Source organism: Variovorax sp. GW821-FHT10C12 (genome assembly GCF_059415405.1).
Map to the genome: position 1 here is coordinate 261837 of NZ_JBWKNE010000003.1, position 24283 is coordinate 286119.

General features: G+C 69.0%; 23 protein-coding genes. 13 read left to right on the forward strand and 10 right to left on the reverse strand.

The genetic code is table 11. The annotated features are described in order from the left end of the window. Positions 1-3: 3 nt before the first annotated feature. The gene (locus AC07OH_RS17770) at positions 4-1326 is read left to right on the forward strand and encodes an alpha-methylserine aldolase (protein ID WP_495301580.1); all 1323 of its coding nucleotides are present in this window, start codon (positions 4-6) and stop codon (positions 1324-1326) included. 4 nt (positions 1327-1330) lie between these two features. Here AC07OH_RS17770 and ruvC read toward each other — a convergent pair whose 3' ends face one another. Next, on the reverse strand, positions 1331-1879 hold the full coding sequence (gene ruvC / locus AC07OH_RS17775; protein ID WP_062474210.1) for a crossover junction endodeoxyribonuclease RuvC: 549 nt from the start codon (positions 1877-1879) through the stop codon (positions 1331-1333). Between the two features lie 148 nt (positions 1880-2027). Between ruvC and AC07OH_RS17780 the strand changes: the two genes are divergently transcribed. Continuing rightward, complete coding sequence (locus AC07OH_RS17780) at positions 2028-4112, forward strand: tetratricopeptide repeat protein (RefSeq protein WP_495301581.1); 2085 nt, start codon at positions 2028-2030, stop codon at positions 4110-4112. 19 nt (positions 4113-4131) lie between these two features. On the opposite strand, the gene AC07OH_RS17785 is transcribed toward AC07OH_RS17780, so the two are convergent. Together AC07OH_RS17785 and AC07OH_RS17790 are read right to left on the reverse strand one after the other, a co-directional pair. After that, positions 4132-5121 carry a phosphatidate cytidylyltransferase gene (locus AC07OH_RS17785; RefSeq protein ID WP_489059326.1) on the reverse strand — a complete coding sequence of 330 codons (990 nt, stop codon included), beginning with the start codon at positions 5119-5121 and terminating at the stop codon, positions 4132-4134. A gap of 4 nt (positions 5122-5125) precedes the next feature. Next, positions 5126-5995 (reverse strand): lysophospholipid acyltransferase family protein, encoded by an 870-nt coding sequence (locus AC07OH_RS17790; RefSeq protein ID WP_495301582.1) that lies wholly within the window; start codon positions 5993-5995, stop codon positions 5126-5128. 9 nt (positions 5996-6004) lie between these two features. Between AC07OH_RS17790 and AC07OH_RS17795 the strand changes: the two genes are divergently transcribed. Further along, the gene (locus AC07OH_RS17795) at positions 6005-6442 is read left to right on the forward strand and encodes a ribosomal maturation YjgA family protein (RefSeq protein WP_095747432.1); all 438 of its coding nucleotides are present in this window, start codon (positions 6005-6007) and stop codon (positions 6440-6442) included. Here AC07OH_RS17795 and mtgA read toward each other — a convergent pair. The 5 genes from mtgA to AC07OH_RS17820 are packed head-to-tail and all read right to left on the reverse strand — an operon-like array spanning position 6387 to position 11635. Then, a complete protein-coding gene (gene mtgA / locus AC07OH_RS17800; RefSeq protein WP_495301583.1) occupies positions 6387-7130 on the reverse strand; it encodes a monofunctional biosynthetic peptidoglycan transglycosylase in 744 nt (247 codons plus the stop codon). The two genes, AC07OH_RS17795 and mtgA, sit on opposite strands and share 56 nt — an antisense overlap. Next, on the reverse strand, positions 7127-7984 hold the full coding sequence (gene aroE, locus AC07OH_RS17805; RefSeq protein ID WP_495301584.1) for a shikimate dehydrogenase: 858 nt from the start codon (positions 7982-7984) through the stop codon (positions 7127-7129). Before aroE ends, mtgA begins: the two co-directional genes overlap by 4 nt. A gap of 35 nt (positions 7985-8019) precedes the next feature. Then, positions 8020-8871, reverse strand: coding sequence for an energy transducer TonB (locus AC07OH_RS17810; RefSeq protein WP_095948186.1), 852 nt, complete (start codon positions 8869-8871; stop codon positions 8020-8022). A gap of 49 nt (positions 8872-8920) precedes the next feature. Next, a complete protein-coding gene (locus AC07OH_RS17815) occupies positions 8921-10990 on the reverse strand; it encodes a ribonuclease catalytic domain-containing protein (protein ID WP_495301585.1) in 2070 nt (689 codons plus the stop codon). Positions 10991-11041: 51 nt separating this feature from the next. Further along, the gene (locus AC07OH_RS17820; protein ID WP_489059315.1) at positions 11042-11635 is read right to left on the reverse strand and encodes a YqiA/YcfP family alpha/beta fold hydrolase; all 594 of its coding nucleotides are present in this window, start codon (positions 11633-11635) and stop codon (positions 11042-11044) included. A gap of 280 nt (positions 11636-11915) precedes the next feature. Between AC07OH_RS17820 and AC07OH_RS17825 the strand changes: the two genes are divergently transcribed. From AC07OH_RS17825 to AC07OH_RS17850, 6 genes are all read left to right on the forward strand, one after another. Then, positions 11916-12659 carry a response regulator gene (locus AC07OH_RS17825; RefSeq protein WP_495301586.1) on the forward strand — a complete coding sequence of 248 codons (744 nt, stop codon included), beginning with the start codon at positions 11916-11918 and terminating at the stop codon, positions 12657-12659. Positions 12660-12665: 6 nt separating this feature from the next. Continuing rightward, complete coding sequence (locus AC07OH_RS17830) at positions 12666-14501, forward strand: sensor histidine kinase (RefSeq protein ID WP_495301587.1); 1836 nt, start codon at positions 12666-12668, stop codon at positions 14499-14501. 35 nt (positions 14502-14536) lie between these two features. Beyond that, positions 14537-15691 carry a rod shape-determining protein RodA gene (gene rodA / locus AC07OH_RS17835; RefSeq protein WP_489059309.1) on the forward strand — a complete coding sequence of 385 codons (1155 nt, stop codon included), beginning with the start codon at positions 14537-14539 and terminating at the stop codon, positions 15689-15691. Between the two features lie 48 nt (positions 15692-15739). Beyond that, a complete protein-coding gene (tldD, locus tag AC07OH_RS17840; protein ID WP_495301588.1) occupies positions 15740-17200 on the forward strand; it encodes a metalloprotease TldD in 1461 nt (486 codons plus the stop codon). An 82-nt stretch (positions 17201-17282) separates the two neighbouring features. Further along, a complete protein-coding gene (locus tag AC07OH_RS17845) occupies positions 17283-17822 on the forward strand; it encodes a hypothetical protein (protein ID WP_159278550.1) in 540 nt (179 codons plus the stop codon). Between the two features lie 235 nt (positions 17823-18057). Next, positions 18058-19176, forward strand: coding sequence for a 3-deoxy-7-phosphoheptulonate synthase (locus AC07OH_RS17850; protein ID WP_495301589.1), 1119 nt, complete (start codon positions 18058-18060; stop codon positions 19174-19176). A 16-nt stretch (positions 19177-19192) separates the two neighbouring features. On the opposite strand, the gene AC07OH_RS17855 is transcribed toward AC07OH_RS17850, so the two are convergent. Together AC07OH_RS17855 and mpl are read right to left on the reverse strand one after the other, a co-directional pair. Further along, positions 19193-19702, reverse strand: a complete 510-nt coding sequence (locus AC07OH_RS17855) for a cupin domain-containing protein (protein WP_495301590.1) — start codon at positions 19700-19702, stop codon at positions 19193-19195. Then, positions 19699-21111, reverse strand: coding sequence for a UDP-N-acetylmuramate:L-alanyl-gamma-D-glutamyl-meso-diaminopimelate ligase (gene mpl, locus AC07OH_RS17860; protein WP_495301591.1), 1413 nt, complete (start codon positions 21109-21111; stop codon positions 19699-19701). Before mpl ends, AC07OH_RS17855 begins: the two co-directional genes overlap by 4 nt. Positions 21112-21212: 101 nt before the next feature. On the opposite strand from mpl, the gene AC07OH_RS17865 reads away from it, so the two are divergent. From AC07OH_RS17865 to accC, 4 genes are all read left to right on the forward strand, one after another. After that, entirely contained in the window at positions 21213-21809 is a 597-nt protein-coding gene (locus AC07OH_RS17865) for a hypothetical protein (protein WP_062481235.1), read from the forward strand. Then, positions 21809-22369, forward strand: a complete 561-nt coding sequence (locus AC07OH_RS17870; RefSeq protein ID WP_495301592.1) for a TlpA family protein disulfide reductase — start codon at positions 21809-21811, stop codon at positions 22367-22369. The genes AC07OH_RS17865 and AC07OH_RS17870 overlap by 1 nt, the downstream gene beginning before the upstream one ends. A gap of 101 nt (positions 22370-22470) precedes the next feature. Beyond that, complete coding sequence (gene accB, locus AC07OH_RS17875) at positions 22471-22929, forward strand: acetyl-CoA carboxylase biotin carboxyl carrier protein (RefSeq protein ID WP_489059298.1); 459 nt, start codon at positions 22471-22473, stop codon at positions 22927-22929. 2 nt (positions 22930-22931) lie between these two features. After that, entirely contained in the window at positions 22932-24281 is a 1350-nt protein-coding gene (accC, locus tag AC07OH_RS17880; RefSeq protein ID WP_056575613.1) for an acetyl-CoA carboxylase biotin carboxylase subunit, read from the forward strand. The last annotated feature ends 2 nt before the right edge of the window (positions 24282-24283 follow it).

A 24283-nucleotide genomic window follows, 5' to 3' on the forward strand; every position in this document is an offset into this window, starting at 1 on the left:
CGCATGCCCGCAGCCCTTCACCGCCGTTCCTGGGTTCCCGCCGCCAGCGAGGACCACGTGCTCGCCATTGCCGCCGACGCCGCCGCGCGCGACGCGGCGGGCGTGGCCGCCGAGATCGAACGCCTCGTGGCCGACAGCCACCGCATCCACGACGTCGAGGGGCTGAACCTCAACCCCGCCACCAACGTGATGAACCCCGCCGCCGAGGCGCTGCTGTCGCGCGGGCTGGGGTCGCGCCCGTCGCTGGGCTACCCGGGCGACAAGTACGAGATGGGGCTGGAAGCCATCGAGCGCATCGAGGTGGTCGCCGCCGAGCTGGCGGCCGAGGTGTTCGGCGCGCGCTTCGCCGAGGTGCGCGTGAGCTCGGGCGCGCTGTCGAACCTCTACGTGTTCATGGCGACCTGCCAGCCCGGCGACACGATCATCGCGCCGCCGCCCGCCATCGGCGGCCATGTGACGCACCACGCCGCCGGCGCGGCCGGGCTCTACGGCCTGAAGACCGTGCCGGCGCCGGTCGATGCCGACGGCTACTCGGTCGACGTGGTGGCGCTGGCCAAGCTGGCGCGCGAGGTGAAGCCAAAGCTCATCACCATCGGCGGCAGCCTGAACCTGTTTCCGCACCCGGTGCCCGCGATTCGCGAGGTGGCCGACAGCGTGGGCGCCAAGGTGCTGTTCGATGCCGCGCACCTCTCGGGCATGGTGGCCGGCAAGGCCTGGCCGCAGCCGCTCGAAGAGGGCGCGCACGCGATCACCATGAGCACCTACAAGAGCCTGGGCGGCCCGGCCGGCGGGCTCATCGTGTCGAACGATGCGGCGCTGATGGCGCGCATCGACGCCATCGCCTACCCCGGCCTCACGGCCAACTCGGACGCGGGCCGCACCGCGGCGCTGGCGCGTGGCCTGCTCGACTGGAAGGTGCACGGCGCAGCTTATGCGGCGGCGATGCGCGACACCGCGCAGGCGCTCGCACGCGCGCTCGATGCGCAAGGCCTGCCGGTGTTCGCCAAGGCGCGCGGCTTCACGCAGTCGCACCAGTTCGCGCTCGAGGCCGCGCGCTGGGGCGGCGGGCAACGTGCCGCGAAGCAGCTGGCCCAAGGCGGGTTGCTGGCCTGCGGCATCGGCCTGCCGATCGCGCCGGTCGACGGTGACATCAACGGCCTGCGCCTGGGCGTGCCCGAGATCGTGCGGCTGGGCTTCACGCCCGAGGACATGCCGCAGCTGGCCGACTGGGTCGCGCGGGCGCTGGCTGGCGATGCGGTGTCGGTGGCCGCCGAGGTGCGCGAACGCCGCCGGCGCCTGGGCGACCTGCGCTACATCGTGCGCTGAAGCCTCAGCGCGAACGCCCTTGCCGGTAGGTGCCGGCGTGGGTCTTCGACAGCTCGGCCGCCTCCGCGAGCCGCGCCATCGAACGGCCGACCTGTGCGTGCGTGATGGCAATGCCCAGCGCGTCCGCCGCGTCGGCGCCCGGCAGGCCGGGCAGGTCGAGCAGGCGCTTCACCATCTCCTGCACCTGCGCCTTCGCGGCCTGGCCGTGGCCGGCCACGGCCTTCTTCATCTGCAGCGCCGTGTACTCGGCCACCGACAGGTTGTGGCTCACCAGCGCCGTCACGCAGGCGCCGCGCGCCTGGCCCAGCAGCAGCGTCGACTGCGGGTTGACGTTGACGAAGATGATTTCGACCGCCGACGCCTCGGGCTGGTAGCGCGCCGTGATCTCGCCGATGCCGTCGAACAGCACCTTCAGGCGCGCCGGCAGGTTGCCGCTGCCCAGGTGCCGGGTGCTGATGGTGCCGCTGGCCACGTAGCGCAGCGCATGGCCGTCCGCATCGACCACGCCGAAGCCGGTGGTCTGCAAACCGGGGTCGATGCCGAGGATCCGCATGAAAAGGAAGCGTAAAGGCCTAAGCCTGGGTGAGGAAGGTTGAAGAAGGTGCGAATTCGCGCGCGATGCGTGGGGGATCGCGGGCAGAATCCGCCGTTCTTGCATTCCGCCCCGCTCCGCGCGGGGCGCGCCACACAAGGAAGCGAAGGTGAATGTAGTCGAGTCCTCCGCGCAGCAGCAACCGAAGCCATTGAACGACGCCCCGGCCTTGCCCGCGCACCTGCAGCAATCTCCTGCCGAACGTGCCGCCGCGAGCTTCCGCCAGGCGGAGCTGTTGAGCGACCTCGGCCGCCGTCGCGAGGCGATCGCCGCCTGCAGCCGGCTGATCGCCGAGTTCGGTGCGCTGCCCGACGCCGCCGTGGTCGTGCCCTGTTGCCAGGCGCTGCGGCTGCTCGCGCACGTGCTGCGCCAGCTGCACCGCCCGGCCGACGCGCTGGCCACGCTCGACCGCCTGGTCGCTGCGCACGGCGGGCGCAGCGAGCCCGAGATCCGCACGCACATCGCCCACGCGCTGTACCAGCGCACCTGGCTCATCGACGACGCAGCGGCGCGCTGCGAGGCCTGCGATTTCATGAGCGAGCAGCTCGACGCGCAGGCCGACGCCGCGCTCGATGCATGGCGGCTCGACGCGCGCCTGCTGAAGGCCGAGATCGAACACCACCGTGGCCTGCCGCAGGACGCATTGGCCACGCTCGAAGCGGCCATCGAACGCTTCGAGGGCGGCGCCGACGCCGGCGTGGTCCTGCGCGTGGCGCGGGCCCGGCTGGCCGCGGTGCTCAACCTGCGCGAGCTGGCGCAGCACACGCAGGCGCAGGTGCTGTGCCTGCAGGTGGCCGACCAGATCGAGGCCGGGCTGGCCGAGGCCGCGCCTGAGCTGCGGCTCGAAGGCGTTCGCGCGCTGGCCCTGTTCTTCGACGGCCTCGGGCTCGACGAGGTCGCGCGCCGCGCCGAGCTGGTCGGCTGGCTGCTCGACCGCTACGGCCACGACGCGTCCGCGCAGGTGCGCCGCCTCGCGGCCGTGCGCGCCCATGAGTGGGCCGTGGGGCTGCGCGACCAGGGCGACGGCGAGGCCGCGCTGGCCGCCTGCGAGCGCCTGCTCGGTGCTTTCGCGCACGACGCCGACGCCGTGGTGCAGCGCACCGTGGCCACCACCTTGCTGCACAAGGGCTTCGTGCTGCTCGACCTGCTGGGGCGGCCCGAGGCGGCGCTTGCGGTGTACGAGCCGCTCGTGGCAGCGTCGCGCGACGGCGCCACGCCGGAACTGCGCGAGCTGCGCGTGAAGGCGACGGCCGGGCGCGAGGCCTGCCTGAAGCGCCTGCGCAAGACCGGCGGGCTCGATGCCGGCGAGTTGCCGGCCGAGCTCTTCGATGCGGCGTGCGACACCGTCCGCGAAGGCCGCAAGCTCGGCGACGCGGGCGCGTCGCGCGAGGCCATCGCGCTGTTCGACGAGGTGCTCGCGGCGCATGCCGCCTCGCCGCACCCGCTGATGCGCCGCCAGTGCGCCCGCGCCCTGTCGCACAAGACCTTCTGCCTGCTGGCGCTCGAGCACTTCACCGAGGTCGTCGAGGCCGCCGACGCGATGGACGCGCGCTACGGCGCCGATGCCTCCACCGAGATGCAGTCGCAGGTGGCGCTGTGCCTGCAATACAAGAGCACCGCGCTCGACCGCCTCGCGCGGCCCGCGGACGAGATGCGCGTGCACGACGAGATCGTTGCGCGCTGGGGCAATTCCGAGCTGCCCGACCTGCGCGCGCGCGTGGCCGGCGCGCTGTTCCGCAAGGGCGCGGTGTTGCGCCGCGCGGGCCGCTTCGCCGAGGCCGTGGCCAGCTACGACGAGGTGATCGCGCGCACGGCAATGGCACGAGACAGCGCCCTGCAGCTGTGGGCCGCCAAGTCGATGATCAACAAGGCCAAGGCCTTCGACAAGATGGACGACGCAGCGGGCCAGGCCAAGGCCTACCGCGTGCTCATCGCGCGCTTCGGCGAGTCGGGCGACGCGGCCTTGCGCGAGCGTGTGGCCAATGCCTGCGAATGGCTGGCCGAGGCTGAAGGGCGGCAGGGCCGGGTGGTGGCACAGCGCGAGGCGCTGGAGCTGGCGCTCGGGCGTTTCGGCACGGCGCTGTCGGCCGAGCAGCGCACGCGGCTCAAGCGCGAGCTTCAGGCGCTGAAGACGAGGGCTCTAGGGCGGCGTGCGAAGCAGGCCTTCGACCGGGTGGTGCGGCGCAAAGTCTGATCGCCCGCCGGCCGGTGCTTCAGACGTTGAAGTACCAGCGGATCGAATGGAAGAAGATCGGCGCCGCGAAGCACAGCGCGTCGACGCGGTCGAGCAGGCCGTTGGCGCCGGTCACGCCCACGCCCTTCTGGCCCCAGTTCGGGATGCCGCGGTCGCGCTTGAGCGCCTTCATCACGAGGTGGCCCATCGAGCCCGCGACGCACGCAATGATCGACACCGCGAGTGCCTGCCCGAACTTGAACGGCGTGATGAACGAGAACAGCGCACCGACCAGGCTGGCCACGACGATGCCGATGCCCCAGCTGGTCCAGTTGAAGCTGCGGCTCACGTTCGGCGCGAACGGCGTGCGCTGCATGCGCCGCGAGATCAGGTGCTGCACCAGCACCGAGGTCTGCACCACGAACACCAGGAAGAACACGAGGAACGCGCTCTTGCCTTCGTAGCCCGGGAAGGTCAGCAGCAGCAGCGCGGGCACGTGGCTCATGCCGTAGACGCAGACCATGATGCCCCACTGCAGTTTGGCGTTGCGCTCGAGGAAATGACTGGGGTCGTTGGCCAGCGCGCTGGCCACCGGAATGGCGAGGAACACGTAGACCGGAATGAACACCGTGAACAGGTCGAAGCGCGCGGTGGCCACCAGCCAGAACTGGATCGGCAGCACCACGAAGAACGCGAGGATCAGGCTGCGGTGGTCGCCGCGGCGCGTCGGCGAGAGCGTGATGAACTCGCGCAGCGCAAAGAACGCGATCAGCGCGAACAGCACGGTGGCCACCGTTTCGCCCAGTGCCCAGCCGATCCAGAACACGATCACCATGAACCAGGTGGTGCCCAGCAGCGCGCGGAAATGCGCCAGCTCGGCCTGCCACGACTCGTCGTGCACCGGGTTGCGCCGCTCCTTGAAGCTCAGGAAGAAGACGGCAGTGCTCACGATGAAGAGCAGGCCGAAGACGATCAGGAAAAGGGCCGCGACCTGCTGGGTCGGGCTGAGGCTGCGCAGGAACTGGTTCATACCTTCAGACGTCGCGCAAGGCGATCACGGCGGCGCGTGCACGGTCGAGGAAAGGGCGGCGCTCTTCGCCTGCTTCGACGCGGATCGGCGCGCCGAAGGTGACGGAGCACAGGATGGGCACGGGCACGATCTCGCCCTTGGGCATCACGCGCTGCACGTTGTCGATCCAGGCCGGCACGAGCACCACGTCGGGGAACATCGTCGCCAGGGCGTAGAGGCCCGACTTGAATTTCTGCGGCTCGCCGGTGTGGCCGCGCGTGCCTTCGGGAAAGATGATGATCGAGTCGCCGCTGCGCAGCGCGTCGATGAGTGGGGCGAGCGGGTCGGCGGCAGGGGGCTCGGGCGCGGCGGCTGGCGCTTCGGGCTCGATGGCGGGCGGCGGTGCGACCGGTGGTGGAGGCGGCGGGGGCGCGGGAAGGTCGAGCTGTCCCTGAATCTCCTGCGGACCTTCCGCAGCCGATGCGTGAACCACCGTTTCGATCGGCAGCAGCGGCTCCATCGACGGCTCGATGCGCTCGGCCGGGGTGATGGGCGCCGCGGGTGGCGGTGCCTGAGGCGGTGCTTCCGGCGCCGGCGCAACCGGTGCAGCCCCCGTGGCCGCCCGCTCCACATACACCGCGTTGAACACCTCCGTCGTGATCCAGCGCTTGACCGGCGTGTTGGCCCAGTAGTCGCGCGCCGCGATGGGCCGCGTGATGCTGCGCAGCTCCTCGGGCAGCGCGGCCCAGATCATCACGAGGTCCGCGTGGCTCTGGTGATTCGCGAAGTAGATGCGCTGCTCGGCCTTCGGTGGACAGCCGTACCAGCGCGCCTGCGCACCGGTGAGCAATCGGACGATTCCCAGCAGCAACCAACCTGTGAGCTTTGCCAGCATATGGAGGCGATGATACGGGCCATGCGATGGCGATTCGATCTTCTTTCCCTGGCGTGGGCGGTGGCCCTCTTCGTGTTGCTCGTGCTGCTGGCCACCGTCGGCGCGCGCTGGGGCTGGGTGCGAAGCTTCTTCGGCGACGTGCTGGCCGTGGCGTGGGTGTACGTGGTGTTCAAGACCTTCGTCGCCGCGCGCGTGCTGCCGCTCGCGCTGGCGGCTTTCGGCGTGGGGCTGCTGGTCGAACTGGGGCAGTTCCTTGCGTCGACGTGGCACCTGCACATTCCGAACCGCGCGCTGCGCATCGTGCTCGGCGCCACCGCCGACTGGTGGGACGTGCTGGCCTACGCGATCGGCTTCGTCGCCGTGCTGGCGGTGGAAGGCGCGGTGCGTAGGCTCAGGGCAGGTCGACCGCCGGCATCCGCGCCACGATCGTCGATGCCCGTCCGTTGATGTACGAGGAGTTGGGCCGCCGCTCGAAGAACTTCGGGCTCGGCAGCATCACGGCCAGGCGCGCGGCTTCGTATGAAGTCAAGCGTGCGGCCGGTTTCCTGAAATAGTACTGCGCCGCGGCCTCGGCGCCGAACACGCCTTCGCCCCATTCGACGTTGTTCAGGTAGATCTCGAGGATGCGCTGCTTGTCGAGCAGCACCTCGAGCAGCGTGGCGAGCACCAGCTCCTGGCCCTTGCGCAGCATCGTACGTTCGCCCGACAGCAGCAGGTTCTTCGCGAGCTGCTGCGTGATGGTGGAGCCGCCGCGCAGCGGGGCCGGCTGCACCGGCTTGCCGCGTGCCGCCGCGCGCGCCATGCGTTTGGCGGCCAGCTGCTCGGCGCGGGCGTTGCGCTGGCGTGCACGCTCGATGGCTTCCCACTCCACGCCGTTGTGGTCGACGAAGCCGGCGTCTTCGCTCGCGATCACGGCGCGCTTGAGGGTGTCGTTGATCTGCGTGTACGGCACCCAGTCCTGGCGCCATCCGCCGTCGCGGCCCTGCGAGAGGGCGACGCGCCAGGCCTCGGAGCGCTGGAAGGCCGTGCTCTGCGGATCGATCACCGCCATGGCCGCGATGCGCACCACGAAGAACAGTTCGAGCGCCAGGCCCGCCACCACGAGGCAGGCGATCAGGCGCAGCAGGCCCTTCATGCGCCGGCGGCGAGCGAGGCGCGCAGCTCGGCCAGCACCTGCGCCGACGGCGGGCGCACGCCGCGCCAGAATTCGAAGGCTTCGGCGGCCTGTTCCACCAGCATGCCGAGGCCGTCGCGCGCGACGGCGCCGTGCGCTTCGGCCCAGGCCATGAAGCCTGCGGCGGCGGGGCCGTACATCATGTCGACGGCCAGCGCGCCGGGGCGCAGCACCTGCGCGCGCACGGGCACCGCGTCGCCCGCGAGGCTGGAGGCGGTGGCGTTGACCACCACGTCGAAGTCGCCCGGCACCTCGTCGAGCGCCCAGGCCTCGAGCGTGGCGCCGTGGCGCAGCGCGAGCGCGGCATGGCGCTGCACCAGCGCGATGGCCTTGTCGAGCGTGCGGTTGGCCACCACGACGTGCGCGGCACCCGCGTCGAGCAGCGGCCCGAGCACGCCCGCCGCGGCGCCGCCAGCGCCGATCAGCAGCAGCGACCGGCCCGCCAGCGGCACGCCGGCGTTGCGCACGATGTCGTTGACCAGGCCGATGCCGTCGGTGTTGTCGGCGTGGATGCTGCCGTCGGCCTCGAAGCGCAGCGTGTTCACGGCCTGTGCCAACGTGGCGCGCTCGCTGGTGTGCTGCGCGAGCGCGGCGGCGTCGAACTTGAAAGGCACAGTGACGTTGCAGCCGCGCGCGGTGTCGCCCTGCGCGGCGGCCTCGCTGCGGAAGGCGGCGAGGCCTTCGGCGAAGGCGCCGATCGGCACTAGGCGCCGGCCATAGGCCATGGGCTGGCCGCAGAGTTCGGCAAAGCGTGCGTGGATGCGGGGCGAGCGGCTGTGCTCGACGGGGTTGCCCATGACGCAGTACTGATCCATGGCCGATGCTCCGTGTTCTGCTGGGGGTGCTGTTGCTACTGGGACGACAGCTCGATCGTCTCGTCGCGCGTGAACTTGAAGCGCGACTGCAGCACGATCTGGTCGGTCTGCTTGCGCATCGCGTCGGTGAAGTTGCCGAAGTTGCCGACGCTGCGCACGATGGCCTGGGCACGGCGGTCGAGCGTGGTGTTGCCCGAGCTTTCGTCGACCACGGTGTCGAGCACGCGCCCGTCGTGGTTGATGGTGACGGTCATCTTGAGTTCGCCGTAGAGCTTCTTGCCGGCCGCGGTCGGGAAGTTCTCGGTGCCCTTGACTTCGATGCGGCGGCGCAGCGTGTCGACGTACAGCGCGTAGGCGGCCTCGCGCGTGGCGGGGCTCAGGTAGCGCTTCTTGGGGCGCGCGTTTTCCTCGTTCACACGGCGTTCGATCTCGGCGAGCAGCGCGACCATCTGGCGGCGCTTTTCCTCGCGCGCGGCGGCCTCGGTCGGATCGCCGGCCTGGCGCGGATCGGGCACGGGCATGGCGGCCAGTTCGCGCTTGAGCTGCGCCAGCATCTGCATCTGCTGGGCCTGCATGGCCTCGACCTGGCGGCGCGATTCCTCGAACGAGTCGCCCATGGTGGTGAAGCTCGACGGCGGCAGAGGGCTGGTGGCCCGGCCCTTGTCGAGGTCGCCGCCGCCCGCGAGCGTGGTCTGTGCCATCACGCGGGCCGCGGGGTCGGGCTTGTCGTTGGTCTTGCTGTTGACCAGGATCACCTCGAGCGGGGTTTCGCTGAAGACCCGGTTGAACGATTCGGGATCGACGAAGCGCACCGCGAGCAACGCGGCATGCGCGATGACCGACACGCCCAGAGCGATCTGCAGCGTGCTGAGGTCCTTGAGATTCATTCTCGAAACTCCTCCAGGGGTCGCGTGTCTCCGGTCGTTCGACCGGGGGTCATGCAGGCGTGGTCGTCGTCGGGTCGGGTGCGGCCTCGGTGTCGCTCAGGTCGACCGCGATGGCGATCGGGCCGGCGACTTCTTCCTCGTCGTCCTCGCCGCCGTCAGCGGCTGCGGCATCGGCCTGCGGCACGTCGAAGCGCTCGAGCACGGTGCCGCTCACGTCGAGTGCGATCTCGTCGATCTCGCCGAGCTTCACGCGCACGCGCGCGCCGCGCTCCTGCTGGCCGGCCACCGGGAACACCAGCGGCAGCGTGTCGGCGCGCACCAGCGCGCCGTTGGGAATGTCCTTGATGACCGTGGCCTCGAGCTCGGTGATGCCCTGCTGCTGCAGGTACTTCAGCGTCCAGAAGCGCTCCATGCCGCCCTGGTAGGCGTTGTACGTGGCGTAGGCCGCGTCGAAGCCCGAGAGGATCGAGAACAGGTCGGCGTCCTTCGGCTTGAAGGGCGCGGCCAGCGCGGCGGTCTTGCCGTGGCGCGCGGCCGCGATGATCTGCCACTGGTTCACGAGGTCGGTGTAGCGGCGCAGCGGTGAGGTGCTCCAGGCGTAGCTCTTCACGCCCAGGCCCGCGTGCGGCAGCGCGCGCGTGCCCATGCGCACCTTGATGCCGGGTGCCAGGCTGGCCTGGCTGCGGTACAGGCCGGGCACGCCGAGCTCGCCGAGCCAGCCGCCCCAGCTGCTGTTGGCCAGGATCATGGCCTCGGACACGATCAGGTCGAGCGGCGCGCCGCGCTGGCGCGTGCTGATCTGCACCTGCTCGTTGCCGGTGGGCTCGGCGCCGTCGTTGCCGACGAGGCGGAAGTTGTAGTCGGGCCGGCTGAAGTTCTCGGGCTTGCCGCGCACCACTTCGCGCTGCGCCTTCAGGTGCTTGGCCAGGCGGAACAGGAAGGACAGCGGCGCGCGCAGCTGCGCGGCGGCGTCGGGGGTGTTGTCCGAGTTGAAGGTGGCGTCTTCGAGCCAGGGCTGCGTGACGACGGCGTCGAGCTGGTCGTGGCGCAGGTTGGCGACGATCGGCACGCGTTCGAGCTTGGTCTCGGTGCCCTGCAGCTCCAGCGTGGCTTCGTCGAAGCGCGCATAGAGCGACACGGCCGGGCGGTCGCCGCCTTCGAGCAGCGTGTAGGTGTCGACCACCTCGTCGGGCAGCATGGTGATCTTGTAGCCCGGCATGTACACGGTGGACATGCGCGCGCGCGCCACGGCGTCGATGGCGCTGCCCGGCGTGAGCGCCAGGCCCGGCGCGGCGATGTGGATGCCGACCGTGATGGTCCCGCTGCCCATGCCCTGCACGGACAGCGCGTCGTCGATTTCGGTGGTCTGCGAATCGTCGATCGAGAAGGCCCGCACGCCGTCGGCCAGCGGCAGGTCGTCGGCGACGGCCGGTGCCGCGAGCGCGGGAAAGCCGGTGCCCTTGGGGAAGTTCTCGAACAGGAAGCGCCGCCAGTGGAACTGGTAGGGCGAATCGATGGCGCCGGCGCGCTCCAGCAGGTCGAGCGGCGGGCGCTGCGTGGCGCGCGCGGCGTCGACCACGGCCTTGTATTCGGGTGCGTTCTTGTCGGGCTTGAACAGGATCTTGTAGAGCTGCTCGCGGATCGCCGGCGGGCACACGCCCTCGGCCAGCTGGCCCGCCCATTCGACGATCTGCGCCTGGATGGCCTTCTTCTTCTCGATGGCGGCCAGCGCCTGCTGCACGATCTCGGCCGGCGCCTTCTTGAAGCGTCCCTTGCCCGCGCGGCGGAAGTAGTGCGGCGCCTCGAACAGCGCGAACAGCGCGGCGGCCTGCTGCGCGAGCGTGGGCTTCTCGCTGAAATAGTCGGCCGCCAGGTCGGCAAAGCCGAACTCGCCTTCGGCCGCGAATTCCCAGGCGAGGTCGAGGTCCATGGCGGCGGCGAGCGCGCGCGCCTCGGCCATCAACTCGGCCGGGGACGGTTTCTCGAAACGCAGAACGATGTTGGCGCCCTTGACCTTGACGCGCTTGCCGGTCTCGAGCTCGACCTGTGCCGAGGCTTCGGCTTCCGACAGGATGCGGCCGCCGAGGTATTTGCCGGCTTCTTCAAACAATACAAACATCCGGCGATTCTCCCACGCGGGATCGGGCGCGCTTCCGGGCCCGGGCGGACGCTAGACGGGGTTGATGAACGCCATCACGTCGCCGAGGTGCGCTTTTTCGAAGTCAGACAGCGCATGGTCGCCGCCCTCGAGCAGCTTGATGCGGCTGTCCGGGTAGCGCGCCGACATCTCGTGCCAGTCGAGCGCTTCGTCGCCCTTGGCGATGATCGCGAACAGGCGCTCCGGCCGCGTGAGCGCGCCGATTTCCATGGCGCGCAATTCCTGGATGAATTCCGGCTGGAAATAGAAATGCTCGGCAGGGTCGTGCCAGGCGGTCTGGCTGCCGATGTAGCGCGTGAGATCGCGCGCCGGGTGCACCGCGGGGTTGAGCAGCACGGCGCGGCAGCGGGTCATGCCCGCGACGTAGGTGGCGTAGAAGCCGCCGAGCGACGAACCGATCACCGCCATCGACTTGCGCGGCCAGTCCGCGATGCCCTTCATCACCATGTCGATGGCATCGTGCGGCGACGGCGGCAGCTGCGGGCACCACCACTCCAGGTTCGGGTGCTCGCGCGCCACGTGCTTCGCCACCAGCCGCGCCTTGGTGGAGCGGGGCGACGAACGAAAGCCGTGCAGGTACAACAGATGGGTGGTTTGCGGGTCCATGGGAGGAGGTGACTGGCGGCGCGCAGATCGCGCCCCGTGGCCGGATTCAGACAATTTTGCATGAGGTCCGCAGCGCCAAAGGCGCGGTGACCCCACAAATCCCTGCGAAACAGGCGACAAGGACGTGTCTGGAATTCGAAAGTACTCACGGTGCGCCCCGCGTGGCGCCTGCAGTGCAGCGAAGGGGGAGAAGAATGAGACAAGTTTCGTGACGCATCTGGCAGGGGGCATCCCATGAACGAGGGAGTCCGGGCCGGCATGGCAGCAGGTGCCGAGGCTTATGCTCCATCCCATGAATACCGAGGTACAGGATGACGGGATGCCACGCCGCTGGGGCGTGCTCGTGGTCGAGGACGACAGCCGCGCACGCGCCTTCTTCGAGGCCAGCGTGCAGCGCAGCCCGCGCCTGTTCTGGCTCGGCAGCGCCGGCACGGTGCAGGAAGCACGCACCTGGCTGGCCGGCACCGCGACCATCCCCGATGTGCTGCTGGTCGACCTGGGCATGCCCGACGGCACCGGCCTGGACGTGATCCGCGACGCTGTCGCCCGCTTTCCCGGCTGCGAGCCGCTGGTGGTGTCGGTCTTCGGCGACGAGGAGAATGTGCTCGCCAGCATCGAGGCCGGCGCCGTCGGCTACATCCACAAGGACGCCGCACCCGAGGACATCGCGCAGACCATCGTCGAGATGAAGGCCGGCGCCTCGCCGATCTCGCCCATGATCGCGCGCCGCGTGCTCGCCAAGTACCGCAGCCTGCAGGCGGCCGTGCCGGGCACAGCCGGCGCGGTGCCGGCAGAGACGGCGCTCGACGAGGCCGACCGCGGCCTGCTCTCGGCGCGCGAGCACGAGGTGCTGACGCTGATTGCGCGCGGCTTCTCGTACGCCGAGATCGCGCGCCTCAAGGGCCTGAGCGTGCACACGGTGCAGACCCACATCAAGAACCTCTACGGCAAGCTCGCGGTGCATTCCAAGAGCGAAGCGGTGTTCGAGGCCACGCGCCTCGGCCTGCTGTCCCACCCGGGCTGAGGGCGGATGCTGCGGCGGCTGGCGTTCCTGTGCCTGCTGGGACTGGCGGTGCTGTTCGCTGCGGGGAGTGCCGCAGCGGCCGGGGCGCAAGGCCCGATCGAGCTGCGTCACGCCATGGTGACCACCACCATCGACGGTGTCGTGCAGACCGAAGCGGTCGACCTGTCCTACCACTGGGACCGCCGGCACCACGGCCGCACCGGCTTTGCGAGCTTCGAGCTGCCGTTCCGGGTCGAGACCCTGCCCGAGGTGCCCTGGGGCATCTTCATTCCCCGCGCCGGCAGCGTCTTCGAGGTGCAGCTCAACGGCACGCTGCTGCAGGCCTACGGCGACCTGGGCCAGGGCAACCGCGCCGACTACGCCAAGGCCCCCATCTACGTGCCGGTGCCCGGGCGGCTGCTGAAAGAGGGCGAGAACCTGCTGCAGATTCGCATCCGCGCCGACAGCGAGCGGCGCGCCGGCCTGTCGCGCGTCACCATCGGGCCGGCGACGCCGGTGCGCACCGCGCTGTTCGAGCGCGCCTACGCCTGGCGCTTCACGGGATCGGTGCTGCTGACGGCGTTCAGCCTGATCGTCGGCAGCATCGCGCTGGCGCTGTGGTTCACGCAGGTCGACACCGGCGCGACCGGCCGCCGCCAGCGCGACGCCCTCTATTTCTGGGCCGCGCTGGCCGAGTTCTGCTGGGCCGTGCGCGTGGCCGACGCCATGATTCCCGAGCCGCCGCTGCCGTGGCAGCTCTGGGGCGTGCTGATGGCCGGCTGCTACGCGGGCTGGGCCGCGTCCGCCATGATGTTCTGCTACCACCTCGCGGACTGGGCGCAGAACCCGCGCATGCGCTGGGCGCGCTGGCCGATGGCGGCCGTGGTGGCCGGCACCGTGGTGTTCACCTGGCTGGCGCTGAACCGCGAGGAGCCGCGCTGGCTCACGGCCTGGCTGGCGGTCGAGATCACGATCGTCGTCGGCTTCGTGATCGCCTTTGCCGTCGCCACGGTGCGCCGGCCCAGCGTCGAGCGGCTGCTCGTGGCCGGCGCCGCGCTGGTCACGGTGGCCTTCGGCACGCGCGACTGGCTGGTGATCCGCCTGAGTGACGCCTACGGCGAAACCACCTGGGTGCGCTATTCCTCGGTGATGTTCGGGGTGGCGCTGCTGCTCATCGTGCTGCGGCGCTTTCATTTCGCCAGCGTGCAGGCGCGCGGCTGGGTCAAGACGCTGGCCGACCGCGTGGCGCAGCGCGAGCGCGAACTGGCCTCCACCTACGCCGAGCTGGAGGAGGTGGCCCGCGACCAGGCGCGCACCCACGAGCGCGAGCGCATCCTGCGCGACATGCACGACGGCGTGGGCTCGCACATCAGCTCGGCGATCCGCCAGCTGCAGTCGGGCCAGACCAGCCCGGAAGAATTGCTGCGCACCCTGCGCGATTCGCTCGACCAGCTCAAGCTGTCGATCGACTCCATCCACCTGCCGCCCGGCGACATCGGCGCGCTGCTGGCGGCGCTGCGCTACCGACTGGAACCCCGGCTGGCCGCCGCCGACATCGCCTTCGAATGGGGCGTGGACGAACTGCCCACGGTCACGCAGCTCGACGCCCATGCCACGCGGCAGCTGCAGTTCCTGCTGTTCGAGGCCATCTCGAACGTGCTGCAGCATGCCCACGCCAGCGCGCTGCGCATCGAGGCCGACGCGCGCGCCGGCGCCGTGCACCTGCGCGTGATCGACAACGGCGTGGGCTTCGACGCCGCCGAAGTGCCGAAGGCGCTGTCGAAGCGCGCCGCCGCCATCGGGGCCCGGCTGGCGCTCGAAAGCCGACCGGGGCGCACGGTCGTTCAGCTCGGTTTCGACTGAAGGGGCGGGCGGGGCGGGGATAATCCGCCCCCATCATGTCTGCCGTGTTCAATCAGCCCTCCCTGGCGCGTCGCATCGCGCCCATCTTCCAGGGCTTCGACGGCTTCCTGGCCTTTGCCGTGATGCTGCTCGCCTTTGCCGGGCTGCTCACCATGTATTCCTCCGGCTACGACCATGGCACGCGCTTTCTCGACCATGGCCGCAACATGCTGCTGGCCGGCGGCATCATGTTCGTGGTGGCGCAGGTGCCGCCGCAACGCCTCATGGCGTTCGCCGTGCCGCTCTATGCGGCGGGGGTGGCGCTGCTGATCGCGGTGGCGCTCTTTGGCATCACCAAGAAGGGCGCCCAGCGCTGGATCAACGTGGGCGTGGTGATCCAGCCCAGTGAAATCCTGAAAATCGCGATGCCGCTGATGCTGGCCTGGTGGTTCCAGCGCCGCGAAGGCCAGCTGCGCCCGCTCGACTTCGTGGTGGCGACGCTGCTGCTGGCGGTGCCGGTCGGGCTCATCATGAAGCAGCCCGACCTGGGCACCTCGCTGCTGGTGCTGGCGGCCGGGCTGGCGGTGATCTTCTTTGCCGGGCTGCCGTGGAAGCTGATCGTGCCGCCGGTGGTGCTCGGCGCAGTGGCGATCACGCTCATCGTGGGTTTCGAGTCGCAGCTGTGCGTCGACGGCGTCGACTGGCGCGTGCTGCACGACTACCAGAAACAGCGCGTGTGCACGCTGCTCGACCCCAGCAAGGACCCGCTGGGCAAGGGCTTCCACATCATCCAGGGGATGATCGCCATCGGTTCGGGCGGCGTCGGCGGCAAGGGCTTCATGCAAGGCACGCAGACGCACCTGGAGTTCATTCCCGAGCGCACCACCGACTTCATCTTCGCGGCGTACTCCGAGGAATTCGGCCTGATCGGCAACCTGACGCTGATTGCGGCCTTCATCCTGCTGATCTTCCGCGGGCTGACCATCGCGCTGAACGCGCCCACGCTGTTCTCGCGCCTGCTGGCCGGGGCGGTGACCATGATCTTCTTCACCTACGCCTTCGTGAACATGGGCATGGTCAGCGGCATCCTGCCGGTGGTGGGCGTGCCGCTGCCCTTCATCAGCTACGGCGGCACCGCCATGGTCACGCTGGGGCTGGGGCTGGGCATCCTGATGTCGATCGCGCGGGCCCGCAAGCTCGCCCAGAACTAGAGTCCCCCGGGGCGGCACGGACGGGGGCGGCTGCCTAGAATGGCAGCCATGATCTCCCGCGAACCCACCATCGAGCGCTTGGCTATAGCGCAACAGCTCCTGCTCACGCCGTTCGGCCTGGACGAATCGCACCTGAGCAAGGCCCTGGCCGAGATCACCGCGCACCGCGTGGACGATGCCGACCTGTACTTCCAGTACACCCGCAGCGAGGGCTGGAGCCTCGAGGAAGGCATCGTCAAGACCGGCAGCTTCAGCATCGACCAGGGCGTCGGCGTGCGTGCCGTGAGCGGCGAGAAAACCGCTTTCGCCTATTCGGACGACATCTCCGAAGCCTCGTTGCTCGACGCAGCGCGCACGGTGCGCTCCATTTCCTCCGCCGGTCGCACCGCGCGCGTGAAGACGCCTGCCCGCAAGATCGCTGCGAGCCGCTCGCTCTACAACGGTGTCGACCCCATTTCCACGCTCGACAGCACCGCCAAGGTGAAGCTGCTCGAAAGGGTCGAAAAGCTCGCCCGTTCGCGCGATCCGCGCGTGGCGCAGGTCATGGCGGGCCTGGCGAGCGAGTACGACGTGATCCTGGTGGCGCGCGCCGACGGCACGCTGGCGGCCGACGTGCGCCCGCTGGTGCGCCTGTCGGTCACCGTGATCGCCGAGCAGAACGGGCGCCGCGAGGTCGGCTCGGGCGGCGGCGGCGGGCGTTTCGGCCTGGCCTATTTCACCGATGAACAGATCGCCGAGTACGTCGACCACGCCGTGAAGGCCGCGCTGACCAACCTCGACGCCCGCCCGGCCCCGGCCGGCGAGATGACCGTGGTGCTCGGCTCGGGCTGGCCCGGCATCCTGCTGCACGAAGCCATCGGCCACGGCCTGGAGGGCGACTTCAACCGCAAGGGCTCGAGCGCGTTCTCGGGCCGCATCGGCCAGCGCGTGGCGGCCAAGGGCGTCACGGTGCTCGACGACGGCACCATCGCCGACCGCCGCGGCTCGCTCAACGTGGACGACGAAGGCCACGCCAGCCAGCGCAACGTGCTGATCGAGGACGGCATCCTCAAGGGCTACATCCAGGACTCGATGAACGCGCGCCTCATGAAGGTCAAGCCCACGGGCAACGGCCGCCGCGAGAGCTACGCCCACGTGCCGATGCCGCGCATGACCAACACCTACATGCTCGGAGGCGACAAGGACCCGCAGGAAATCGTCGCCAGCATCAAGAAGGGCCTGTACGCCACCAACTTCGGCGGCGGGCAGGTCGACATCACGAGCGGCAAGTTCGTGTTCTCGGCCAGCGAGGCCTTCTGGGTCGAGAACGGCAAGATCCAGTACCCGGTGAAGGGCGCGACCATCGTGGGCAACGGCCCCGACGCGCTCACCCGCGTGACCATGATCGGCAACGACATGGCGCTCGATTCGGGCGTCGGCACCTGCGGCAAGGAAGGCCAGAGCGTGCCCGTGGGCGTCGGCCAGCCGACCCTTCGGATCGACGGCCTGACGGTAGGTGGAACGGCTTAGGACTTTCGGCACTTGCCGGCGGTTTCATTCGGTTGCTAAGCTGCGCTCCTTTTTTGCGAACGACGCATCAAGGAGCATTTCAATGGGGAACAGGATCAATTCGCCCGCCGTGCTGTGGGCCGTGACCGCCGTGGTCGCGCTGGCCACCGCCGGTTGCGCATCGCGCGGCGGTTCGGGCAGCCAGCCCGCCGCCGCACCGGCACCCGCCCCGGCCGCCGCCGCGCCTGCGGCGCCCAGCGGTTCGAAGGCCGGCATGGACGCACGCGGCAACGTGGTGGATTCTTCCAAGGTCGAGGCCGGCAGCGGCCGCACGGTCAAGGGCCTGAACGGTTTCGAAGGCGAGATCACCGGCAACCCGGCGCGCAACAGCAAGTTCACGCGCCTGCAGATCGGCATGAGCACCAAGCAGGTCACCGACCTCGCCGGCCAGCCCACCGACCAGGGCGCCTACATCACCGGCAAGGCCTGGATTCCGTTCTACTTCGGCAGTGATCGCCATCGCTTCGAGATGACCTACAAGGGCCAGGGCCGCCTGATCTTCGCGGGCGGCGGCATGGGCGATTTCAGCAGCGGCAACCTGATCTGGATCATTCACAACGCCAACGAATCCGGCTACAGGTAAAAACAACACCGACCCGGCCGCCTGGCCGGGTTTTTGTTTTCCGTGCTACATTCCGCCCACATGTCCGCCCTCCGCGCTTACTTTTTTGCCTACTTTTGGTTCCCGGTTTCCGGCGGACGAGAGGCGAGCGCGTAAAGCAAACGAACACCCTCCCAGAACCGCCGGTGGCTTCCAGCCCCCGGCGGTTTTTTTATGCCCTGACGATTTTTCATTCACACCAACAAGGAAGAGAACCATGAGCACGAACACCCCTCCCACCGGCGACAGCTGGTATGCGAGCGTCGAAAAAACCAGCAAGACCGACGACGAACGCATCAAGGACATCAACGTGCTCCCCCCTCCCGAACATCTGATCCGCTTCTTCCCGATCCGCGGCACGCCGATCGAAACGCTGATCACCGGCACCCGCCGCGGCATCCACAACATCATGGCCGGCAAGGACGACCGGCTGCTGGTGATCATGGGCCCGTGTTCGATCCACGACCCGGCCGCGGCCCTCGAGTACGCCCGCCGCCTCAAGGCCGAGCGCGACAAGTACGCCGGCACGCTGGAGATCGTGATGCGCGTGTACTTCGAGAAACCGCGCACCACGGTCGGCTGGAAGGGGCTCATCAACGATCCGTACCTGGATGAGAGCTACCGCATCGACGAAGGCCTGCGCATCGCGCGCCAGCTGCTGATCGACATCAACCGCCTGGGCCTGCCGGCGGGCAGCGAGTTCCTCGATGTGATCTCGCCGCAGTACATCGGCGACCTGATCGCCTGGGGCGCCATCGGCGCGCGCACCACCGAAAGCCAGGTGCACCGCGAGCTGGCCTCGGGCCTGTCGGCGCCCATCGGCTTCAAGAACGGCACCGACGGCAACATCCGCATCGCTACCGACGCCATCCAGGCGGCGGCGCGCGGCCACCACTTCCTGTCGGTGCACAAGAACGGCCAGGTCGCGATCGTGCAGACCAACGGCAACCGCGACTGCCACGTGATCCTGCGCGGCGGCAAGACGCCGAACTACGACGCCGCCAGCGTCGAAGCGGCTTGCAAGGACCTCGAGGCCGCCAAGCTGCCGCCCGCGCTCATGGTCGACTGCAGCCACGCCAACAGCTCCAAGCAGCACCAGAAGCAGATCGACGTGGCCAAGGACATCGCCGGCCAGATCGCCGGCGGTTCGAAGCGTGTGTTCGGCGTGATGATCGAAAGCCACCTGCAGGCGGGCGCCCAGAAGTTCACGCCGGGCAAGGACCAGCTCTCGGGCCTCGAGTACGGCAAGAGCATCACCGACGCCTGCATCGGCTGGGACGATTCGGTGCAGGTGCTCGAGACCCTGTCCCAGGCCGTCAAGCAGCGCCGGGGCTGAAAGCGCCTTTAGTTAGTTAGAGCATGGTGGCCAGGTCGGGCCAGTGGTGCCGCATCGACGCCGCTTCGTCGCTGCCCTGCGGCACCAGCGAGAAATCGCTGAAGTCGAAGCCCGGCCCGACCATGCAGGCGACCAACGTGTAGTCGCCGCTCGCGTGGCCCTGGATCGGGCGCGCGGCCTGCCACTGGCCGGCGGGCACCACGTGCTGTGGCCGGGTGCCGTGCGCATCGACCGGGCCCAGCTTCACGTGGGCCGGCGCGGTCCGCATCGCGGCATCGCAGGTCCACAGCGCCAGCGGCACGCCTTCCAGGTGCGCCCAGACTTCGTCGGACAGCACGCGGTGCCAGCGCGAATGCTGGTGAACTTCGAGCAGGAAATAGATGCTGGTCAGCGCGCTGCGCGGCGCGCGGCCGTCGGCGGGCGTCACGCTCGCGGCCGACCGGAACACCTCGGCATACCAGCCGCCCTCGGGGTGGGGCTGGAGCTTCAGGGTGTCGATCAGCTCACGCGCGCGCATGCCGTTCATGACGCTTGGGCCGAGCGCAGGGCGTCCAGCAGTTTCTCGTGCACCCCGCCGAAACCGCCGTTGCTCATGCAGACGATGTGATCGCCGGGCCGCGCCGCGGCCACGACCTGCTGCACCAGCGGCTCGATGGCGCCGGCGACCTGGGCGCGTGCGCCCATCGGTGCCAGCGCGGCGGCCGCGTCCCAGTCAAGGCCGGCCGTGTGGCAGAACGACAGGTCGGCCGATGCCAGGCTCCACGGCAGCTGCGCGGCCATCACGCCCAGCTTCATCGTGTTGCTGCGCGGCTCGAAGGCCGCGAGGATGCGCTCACTTTGCTTGCCGGCGTCGTCGAGCTTCTTGCGCAGCCCGTCGAGCGTGGTGCGGATCGCGGTGGGGTGGTGCGCGAAGTCGTCGTACACGGTGATCGCGCCGCCCTGGCCCTCGACCGTGCCGCGCAGCTCCATGCGGCGGCGCACGTTGCGAAAGCGCCCGAGCGCCCGGGCTGCGTCGGCCGGCGGCACGCCCACGTGGTCGGCTGCGGCAATGGCGGCCAGCGCGTTCATCTGGTTGTGCAGACCCGAGAGTGCCCACTCGACCCGGCCGACCACCTCGCCGCGGTGCAGCACGTCGAAGGCGTCGTGCGTGCCGCGCGCCTGCCATTCCGTGGCCGGACCGCCGTCGCCGAAGCGGGCGAGTTCGCTCCAGCAGCCCTGGGCCAGCACGCGCTGCAGGCTCTCTTCGGTGGCGTTCACCACCAGGCACCCGGTGCCGGGCACCGTGCGCACGAGGTGATGGAACTGGCGCTCGATGGCGGCCAGATCGTCAAAGATGTCGGCGTGATCGAACTCCAGGTTGTTCAGCACCGCGGTGCGCGGCCGGTAGTGAACGAACTTGCTGCGCTTGTCGAAGAAGGCGGTGTCGTACTCATCGGCCTCGATCACGAAGGCCGGGCCGTCGCCCAAGCGGGCCGACACGCCGAAGTCCAGCGGCACGCCGCCGACCAGGAAGCCGGGCGCCTTGCCGCCCTGTTCGAGCACCCAGGCCAGCATCGAGGTGGTGGTCGTCTTGCCGTGCGTGCCAGCCACCGCCAGCACATGCCGGCCCTGCAGCACGTGTTCGGCCAGCCACTGCGGGCCGCTGGTGTAGGGCTTGCCGGCATCGAGGATGGCTTCCATCAGAGGGAACTTGGGGCTGCCGTCGGGCAGGCGGGCCCGCGACACCACGTTGCCGACCACGAACATGTCGGGGGCGAGGTCCAGCTGGTCGGCGCCGAAGCCTTCGATCAGGTCGATGCCGAGCGCGCGCAGCTGGTCGCTCATCGGGGGGTACACGCCGGCGTCGCAGCCCGTGACCCGGTGGCCTGCTTCGCGTGCGAGGGCGGCCACACCGCCCATGAACGTGCCGCAGATACCCAGAATATGAATGTGCATCGGCCAATTCTAGGGAGGCGCTGCGGGTGCTCCGGCCGCTTCGCCCCGGGCGCCGTACTGATGTTCATGTGAGGGACGCTCGCAGCGGGCAAAATGCCCCGATGGACACGTCCAAGCGTGAGATCGCCGCCGTTGCCGCCCGACTCGTCGTCGAGGAGGGGCTCGAGTACGGCCCGGCCAAGCGCCGGGCGCTGCGCGAACTCGGCCTCCCGACGCGCACCGCGCTGCCCAACAACGACGAGGTCGAGGCCGAGGTGCGCGACTACATCGCGGTCTTCTGCGCCGACACCCAGCCCCAGGAACTGCACGCGCTGCGCCTGCTCGCGCTCGAGTGGATGGAGCGCATGGCCGTGTTCCGGCCGCATGTGGGCGGCGCCGTCTGGCATGGCACGGCCACACGTTTGTCAGACATTTATATTCAATTGTTCTGCGATGATTCCAAGTCGGCCGAAATCGCCCTGATCGATCACCACGTGGACTACGAGCCGCGCATGGTGACCGGCTTCCATGGCGAGCAGGTCGAAGCCCTCAGCGTCCACGCGCCGAGCCGGGCGCTGGGCGAGGAAATCGGGGTGCATCTGCTGGTGTACGACCTCGACGACCTGCGCGGCGCCCTCAAGCCCGACGCCCAGGGGCGCGCGCCGCGCGGCGACCTGAACGCGCTGCGCCGACGCATTGAACAAGAAAAGGACCAGTAATGACTTCAACGCCCACACGACGCGGCATGCTGTATGCCGGCGTGGCGGCAGTCGCTGCCGCGGCCGGCGTGGCCGGTGCCTGGTGGCGGGAACGCAATGACAGCGGCGTCGCGGCCAGCGGCGGCGAAAAGCTCGATGCGGCCATGTTCTGGGACCAGCGCTTCGAGCGCCCCGAGGGCGGTGAGCTGGCGCTGACGAGCCTGCGCGGCAAGCCCTTGCTGCTCAACTTCTGGGCCACGTGGTGCCCGCCCTGCGTCGAAGAAATGCCGATGATCGACGCCTTTTTCCGCGAACACGGCGCCAACGGCTGGCAAGTGGTGGGATTGGCCATCGACCAACCCAGCGCCGTGCGCAAGTTCCTGCAGCGCACGCCAGTCACCTACCCGACCGCATTGGCCGGGTTGGAGGGCATGGAACTGGTCAAGAATCTGGGTAACACTGGGGGCGGCTTGCCGTTCACCCTGGTGCTTCACGGCGACGGTTCGGTGCTGGCTCGTAAAATGGGCAAGCTTGAAACGACCGACCTGGACGCTTGGCGACGCCAACTTGTTCACGGTTAGAATTTAAATACACAAGCTGGCGTTAGACGCCAAACGCCGAAAATCGACGGTTTTCGGTCAAGTTCTTTCCTAAAGACCGGCAAAGCTGGCACTGGAGTCCCATGGATCTGCGCAAACTCAAGACACTGATCGATCTGGTGTCCGAATCGAATATTTCCGAACTGGAAATCACCGAGACCGAAGGCAAGGTCCGCATCGTCAAGGGTGGCGGTGCCGCCCCCGTGCAGTACGTGCAGACCCTGGCCGCCGCGCCCGCCGTGGCAGCGCCCGCTGTTGCTGGTGCCGCTGTGGCCGCCGCTGCCCCCGCCGTCGAGGCTGCCCCGACCGGCCATGCCGTGAAGTCGCCGATGGTCGGCACCTTCTACCGTTCGTCCAGCCCGGGCGCCGCGGCTTTCGTCGAAGTCGGCAGCAAGGTGAACGAGGGCGACACGCTCTGCATCATCGAGGCGATGAAGATCCTCAACGAAATCGAGGCCGACAAGTCCGGCACGGTCACCCAGATCCTCGGCGAAAACGGCCAGGCGGTCGAATACGGCCAGCCGCTGTTCATCATCGAGTAAGCATGTTCAAGAAGATTCTGGTTGCAAACCGGGGGGAGATCGCCCTTCGGATCCAGCGCGCTTGCAGCGAAATGGGCATCAAGGCCGTGATGGTCTATTCCGAAGCCGATCGCGAAGCCAAGTACGTCAAGCTGGCGCAGGAAGCCGTGTGCATCGGCCCGGCGCCTTCGGGCCTGAGCTACCTCAACATGCCGGCCATCATCTCGGCCGCCGAGGTGACCGATGCCGAAGCCATCCACCCCGGCTATGGTTTCCTGAGCGAGAACGCCAATTTCGCCGAACGCGTGGAGCAAAGCGGCTTCCAGTTCATCGGCCCGACGCCCGACAACATCCGCACGATGGGTGACAAGGTCTCGGCCAAGCAGGCCATGATCAAGGCCGGCGTGCCTTGCGTGCCCGGCTCGGAAGGCGAACTGTCCGACGACGCCGCCACCAACAAGCGCATCGCCCGTGCGATCGGCTACCCGGTCATCATCAAGGCGGCAGGCGGCGGCGGTGGTCGCGGCATGCGCGTGGTGCACACCGAAGCGGCACTGGTCAACGCGATCCAGATGACCAAGGCGGAAGCCGGCGCGGCCTTCAACAATCCGGCCGTGTACATGGAGAAGTTTCTCCAGAACCCGCGCCACATCGAAATCCAGATCCTCGCAGACAAGCACAAGAACGCCGTCTACCTGGGCGAGCGCGACTGCTCCATGCAGCGCCGCCACCAGAAGGTGATCGAGGAATCGCCGGCCCCCGGCATTCCGCGCAAGCTGATCGAGAAGATCGGCGAGCGCTGCGCAGCGGCCTGCAAGAAGATCGGCTACCGCGGCGCCGGCACTTTCGAGTTCCTGTACGAGAACGGCGAGTTCTACTTCATCGAGATGAACACGCGCGTGCAGGTGGAGCATCCGGTCACGGAGTTCACCACCGGCATCGACATCGTGAAGACGCAGATCATGGTCGCCGCCGGCGAGAAGCTGCCGTTCACGCAGCGCCAGATCGAGATGCGCGGCCACGCCATCGAAGTGCGCATCAACGCCGAAGACCCGTGGAAGTTCACGCCGTCGCCGGGCCGCATCACCATGTGGCACCCGCCGGGCGGCCCGGGCGTTCGCGTCGACTCGCACGTGTACACCAACTACTTCGTGCCCCCGAACTACGACTCGATGATCGGCAAGATCATCGTGTACGGCGACACCCGCGAACAGGCCATGGCGCGCATGCGCACGGCCCTGAACGAGACCGTGATCGAAGGCATCCAGACCAACATGCCGCTGCACCGCGAGCTGATGGTCGACGCCAAGTTCATGAGCGGCGGCACGAACATTCATTACCTCGAAGAGTGGCTCGCGGCGCACAAGCGCTGAGT

Excerpts from the sequence above, each read along its gene's own strand:
- AC07OH_RS17845 (WP_159278550.1), top strand. The coding sequence starts at position 17,283 with ATGGGGAACAGGATCAATTCGCCCGCCGTGCTGTGGGCCGTGACCGCC.
- AC07OH_RS17790 (WP_495301582.1), bottom strand. The coding sequence starts at position 5,995 with ATGCTGGCAAAGCTCACAGGTTGGTTGCTGCTGGGAATCGTCCGATTG.
- AC07OH_RS17820 (WP_489059315.1), bottom strand. The coding sequence starts at position 11,635 with ATGGACCCGCAAACCACCCATCTGTTGTACCTGCACGGCTTTCGTTCG.
- tldD (WP_495301588.1), top strand. The coding sequence starts at position 15,740 with ATGATCTCCCGCGAACCCACCATCGAGCGCTTGGCTATAGCGCAACAG.
- accB (WP_489059298.1), top strand. The coding sequence starts at position 22,471 with ATGGATCTGCGCAAACTCAAGACACTGATCGATCTGGTGTCCGAATCG.
- mtgA (WP_495301583.1), bottom strand. The coding sequence starts at position 7,130 with ATGAAGGGCCTGCTGCGCCTGATCGCCTGCCTCGTGGTGGCGGGCCTG.
- aroE (WP_495301584.1), bottom strand. The coding sequence starts at position 7,984 with ATGGATCAGTACTGCGTCATGGGCAACCCCGTCGAGCACAGCCGCTCG.
- AC07OH_RS17855 (WP_495301590.1), bottom strand. The coding sequence starts at position 19,702 with ATGAACGGCATGCGCGCGCGTGAGCTGATCGACACCCTGAAGCTCCAG.
- AC07OH_RS17815 (WP_495301585.1), bottom strand. The coding sequence starts at position 10,990 with ATGTTTGTATTGTTTGAAGAAGCCGGCAAATACCTCGGCGGCCGCATC.
- AC07OH_RS17785 (WP_489059326.1), bottom strand. The coding sequence starts at position 5,121 with ATGAACCAGTTCCTGCGCAGCCTCAGCCCGACCCAGCAGGTCGCGGCC.
- AC07OH_RS17850 (WP_495301589.1), top strand. The coding sequence starts at position 18,058 with ATGAGCACGAACACCCCTCCCACCGGCGACAGCTGGTATGCGAGCGTC.
- accC (WP_056575613.1), top strand. The coding sequence starts at position 22,932 with ATGTTCAAGAAGATTCTGGTTGCAAACCGGGGGGAGATCGCCCTTCGG.
- rodA (WP_489059309.1), top strand. The coding sequence starts at position 14,537 with ATGTCTGCCGTGTTCAATCAGCCCTCCCTGGCGCGTCGCATCGCGCCC.
- AC07OH_RS17810 (WP_095948186.1), bottom strand. The coding sequence starts at position 8,871 with ATGAATCTCAAGGACCTCAGCACGCTGCAGATCGCTCTGGGCGTGTCG.
- AC07OH_RS17830 (WP_495301587.1), top strand. The coding sequence starts at position 12,666 with ATGCTGCGGCGGCTGGCGTTCCTGTGCCTGCTGGGACTGGCGGTGCTG.
- AC07OH_RS17825 (WP_495301586.1), top strand. The coding sequence starts at position 11,916 with ATGCTCCATCCCATGAATACCGAGGTACAGGATGACGGGATGCCACGC.
- ruvC (WP_062474210.1), bottom strand. The coding sequence starts at position 1,879 with ATGCGGATCCTCGGCATCGACCCCGGTTTGCAGACCACCGGCTTCGGC.
- AC07OH_RS17770 (WP_495301580.1), top strand. The coding sequence starts at position 4 with ATGCCCGCAGCCCTTCACCGCCGTTCCTGGGTTCCCGCCGCCAGCGAG.
- AC07OH_RS17870 (WP_495301592.1), top strand. The coding sequence starts at position 21,809 with ATGACTTCAACGCCCACACGACGCGGCATGCTGTATGCCGGCGTGGCG.
- mpl (WP_495301591.1), bottom strand. The coding sequence starts at position 21,111 with ATGCACATTCATATTCTGGGTATCTGCGGCACGTTCATGGGCGGTGTG.
- AC07OH_RS17795 (WP_095747432.1), top strand. The coding sequence starts at position 6,005 with ATGATACGGGCCATGCGATGGCGATTCGATCTTCTTTCCCTGGCGTGG.
- AC07OH_RS17865 (WP_062481235.1), top strand. The coding sequence starts at position 21,213 with ATGGACACGTCCAAGCGTGAGATCGCCGCCGTTGCCGCCCGACTCGTC.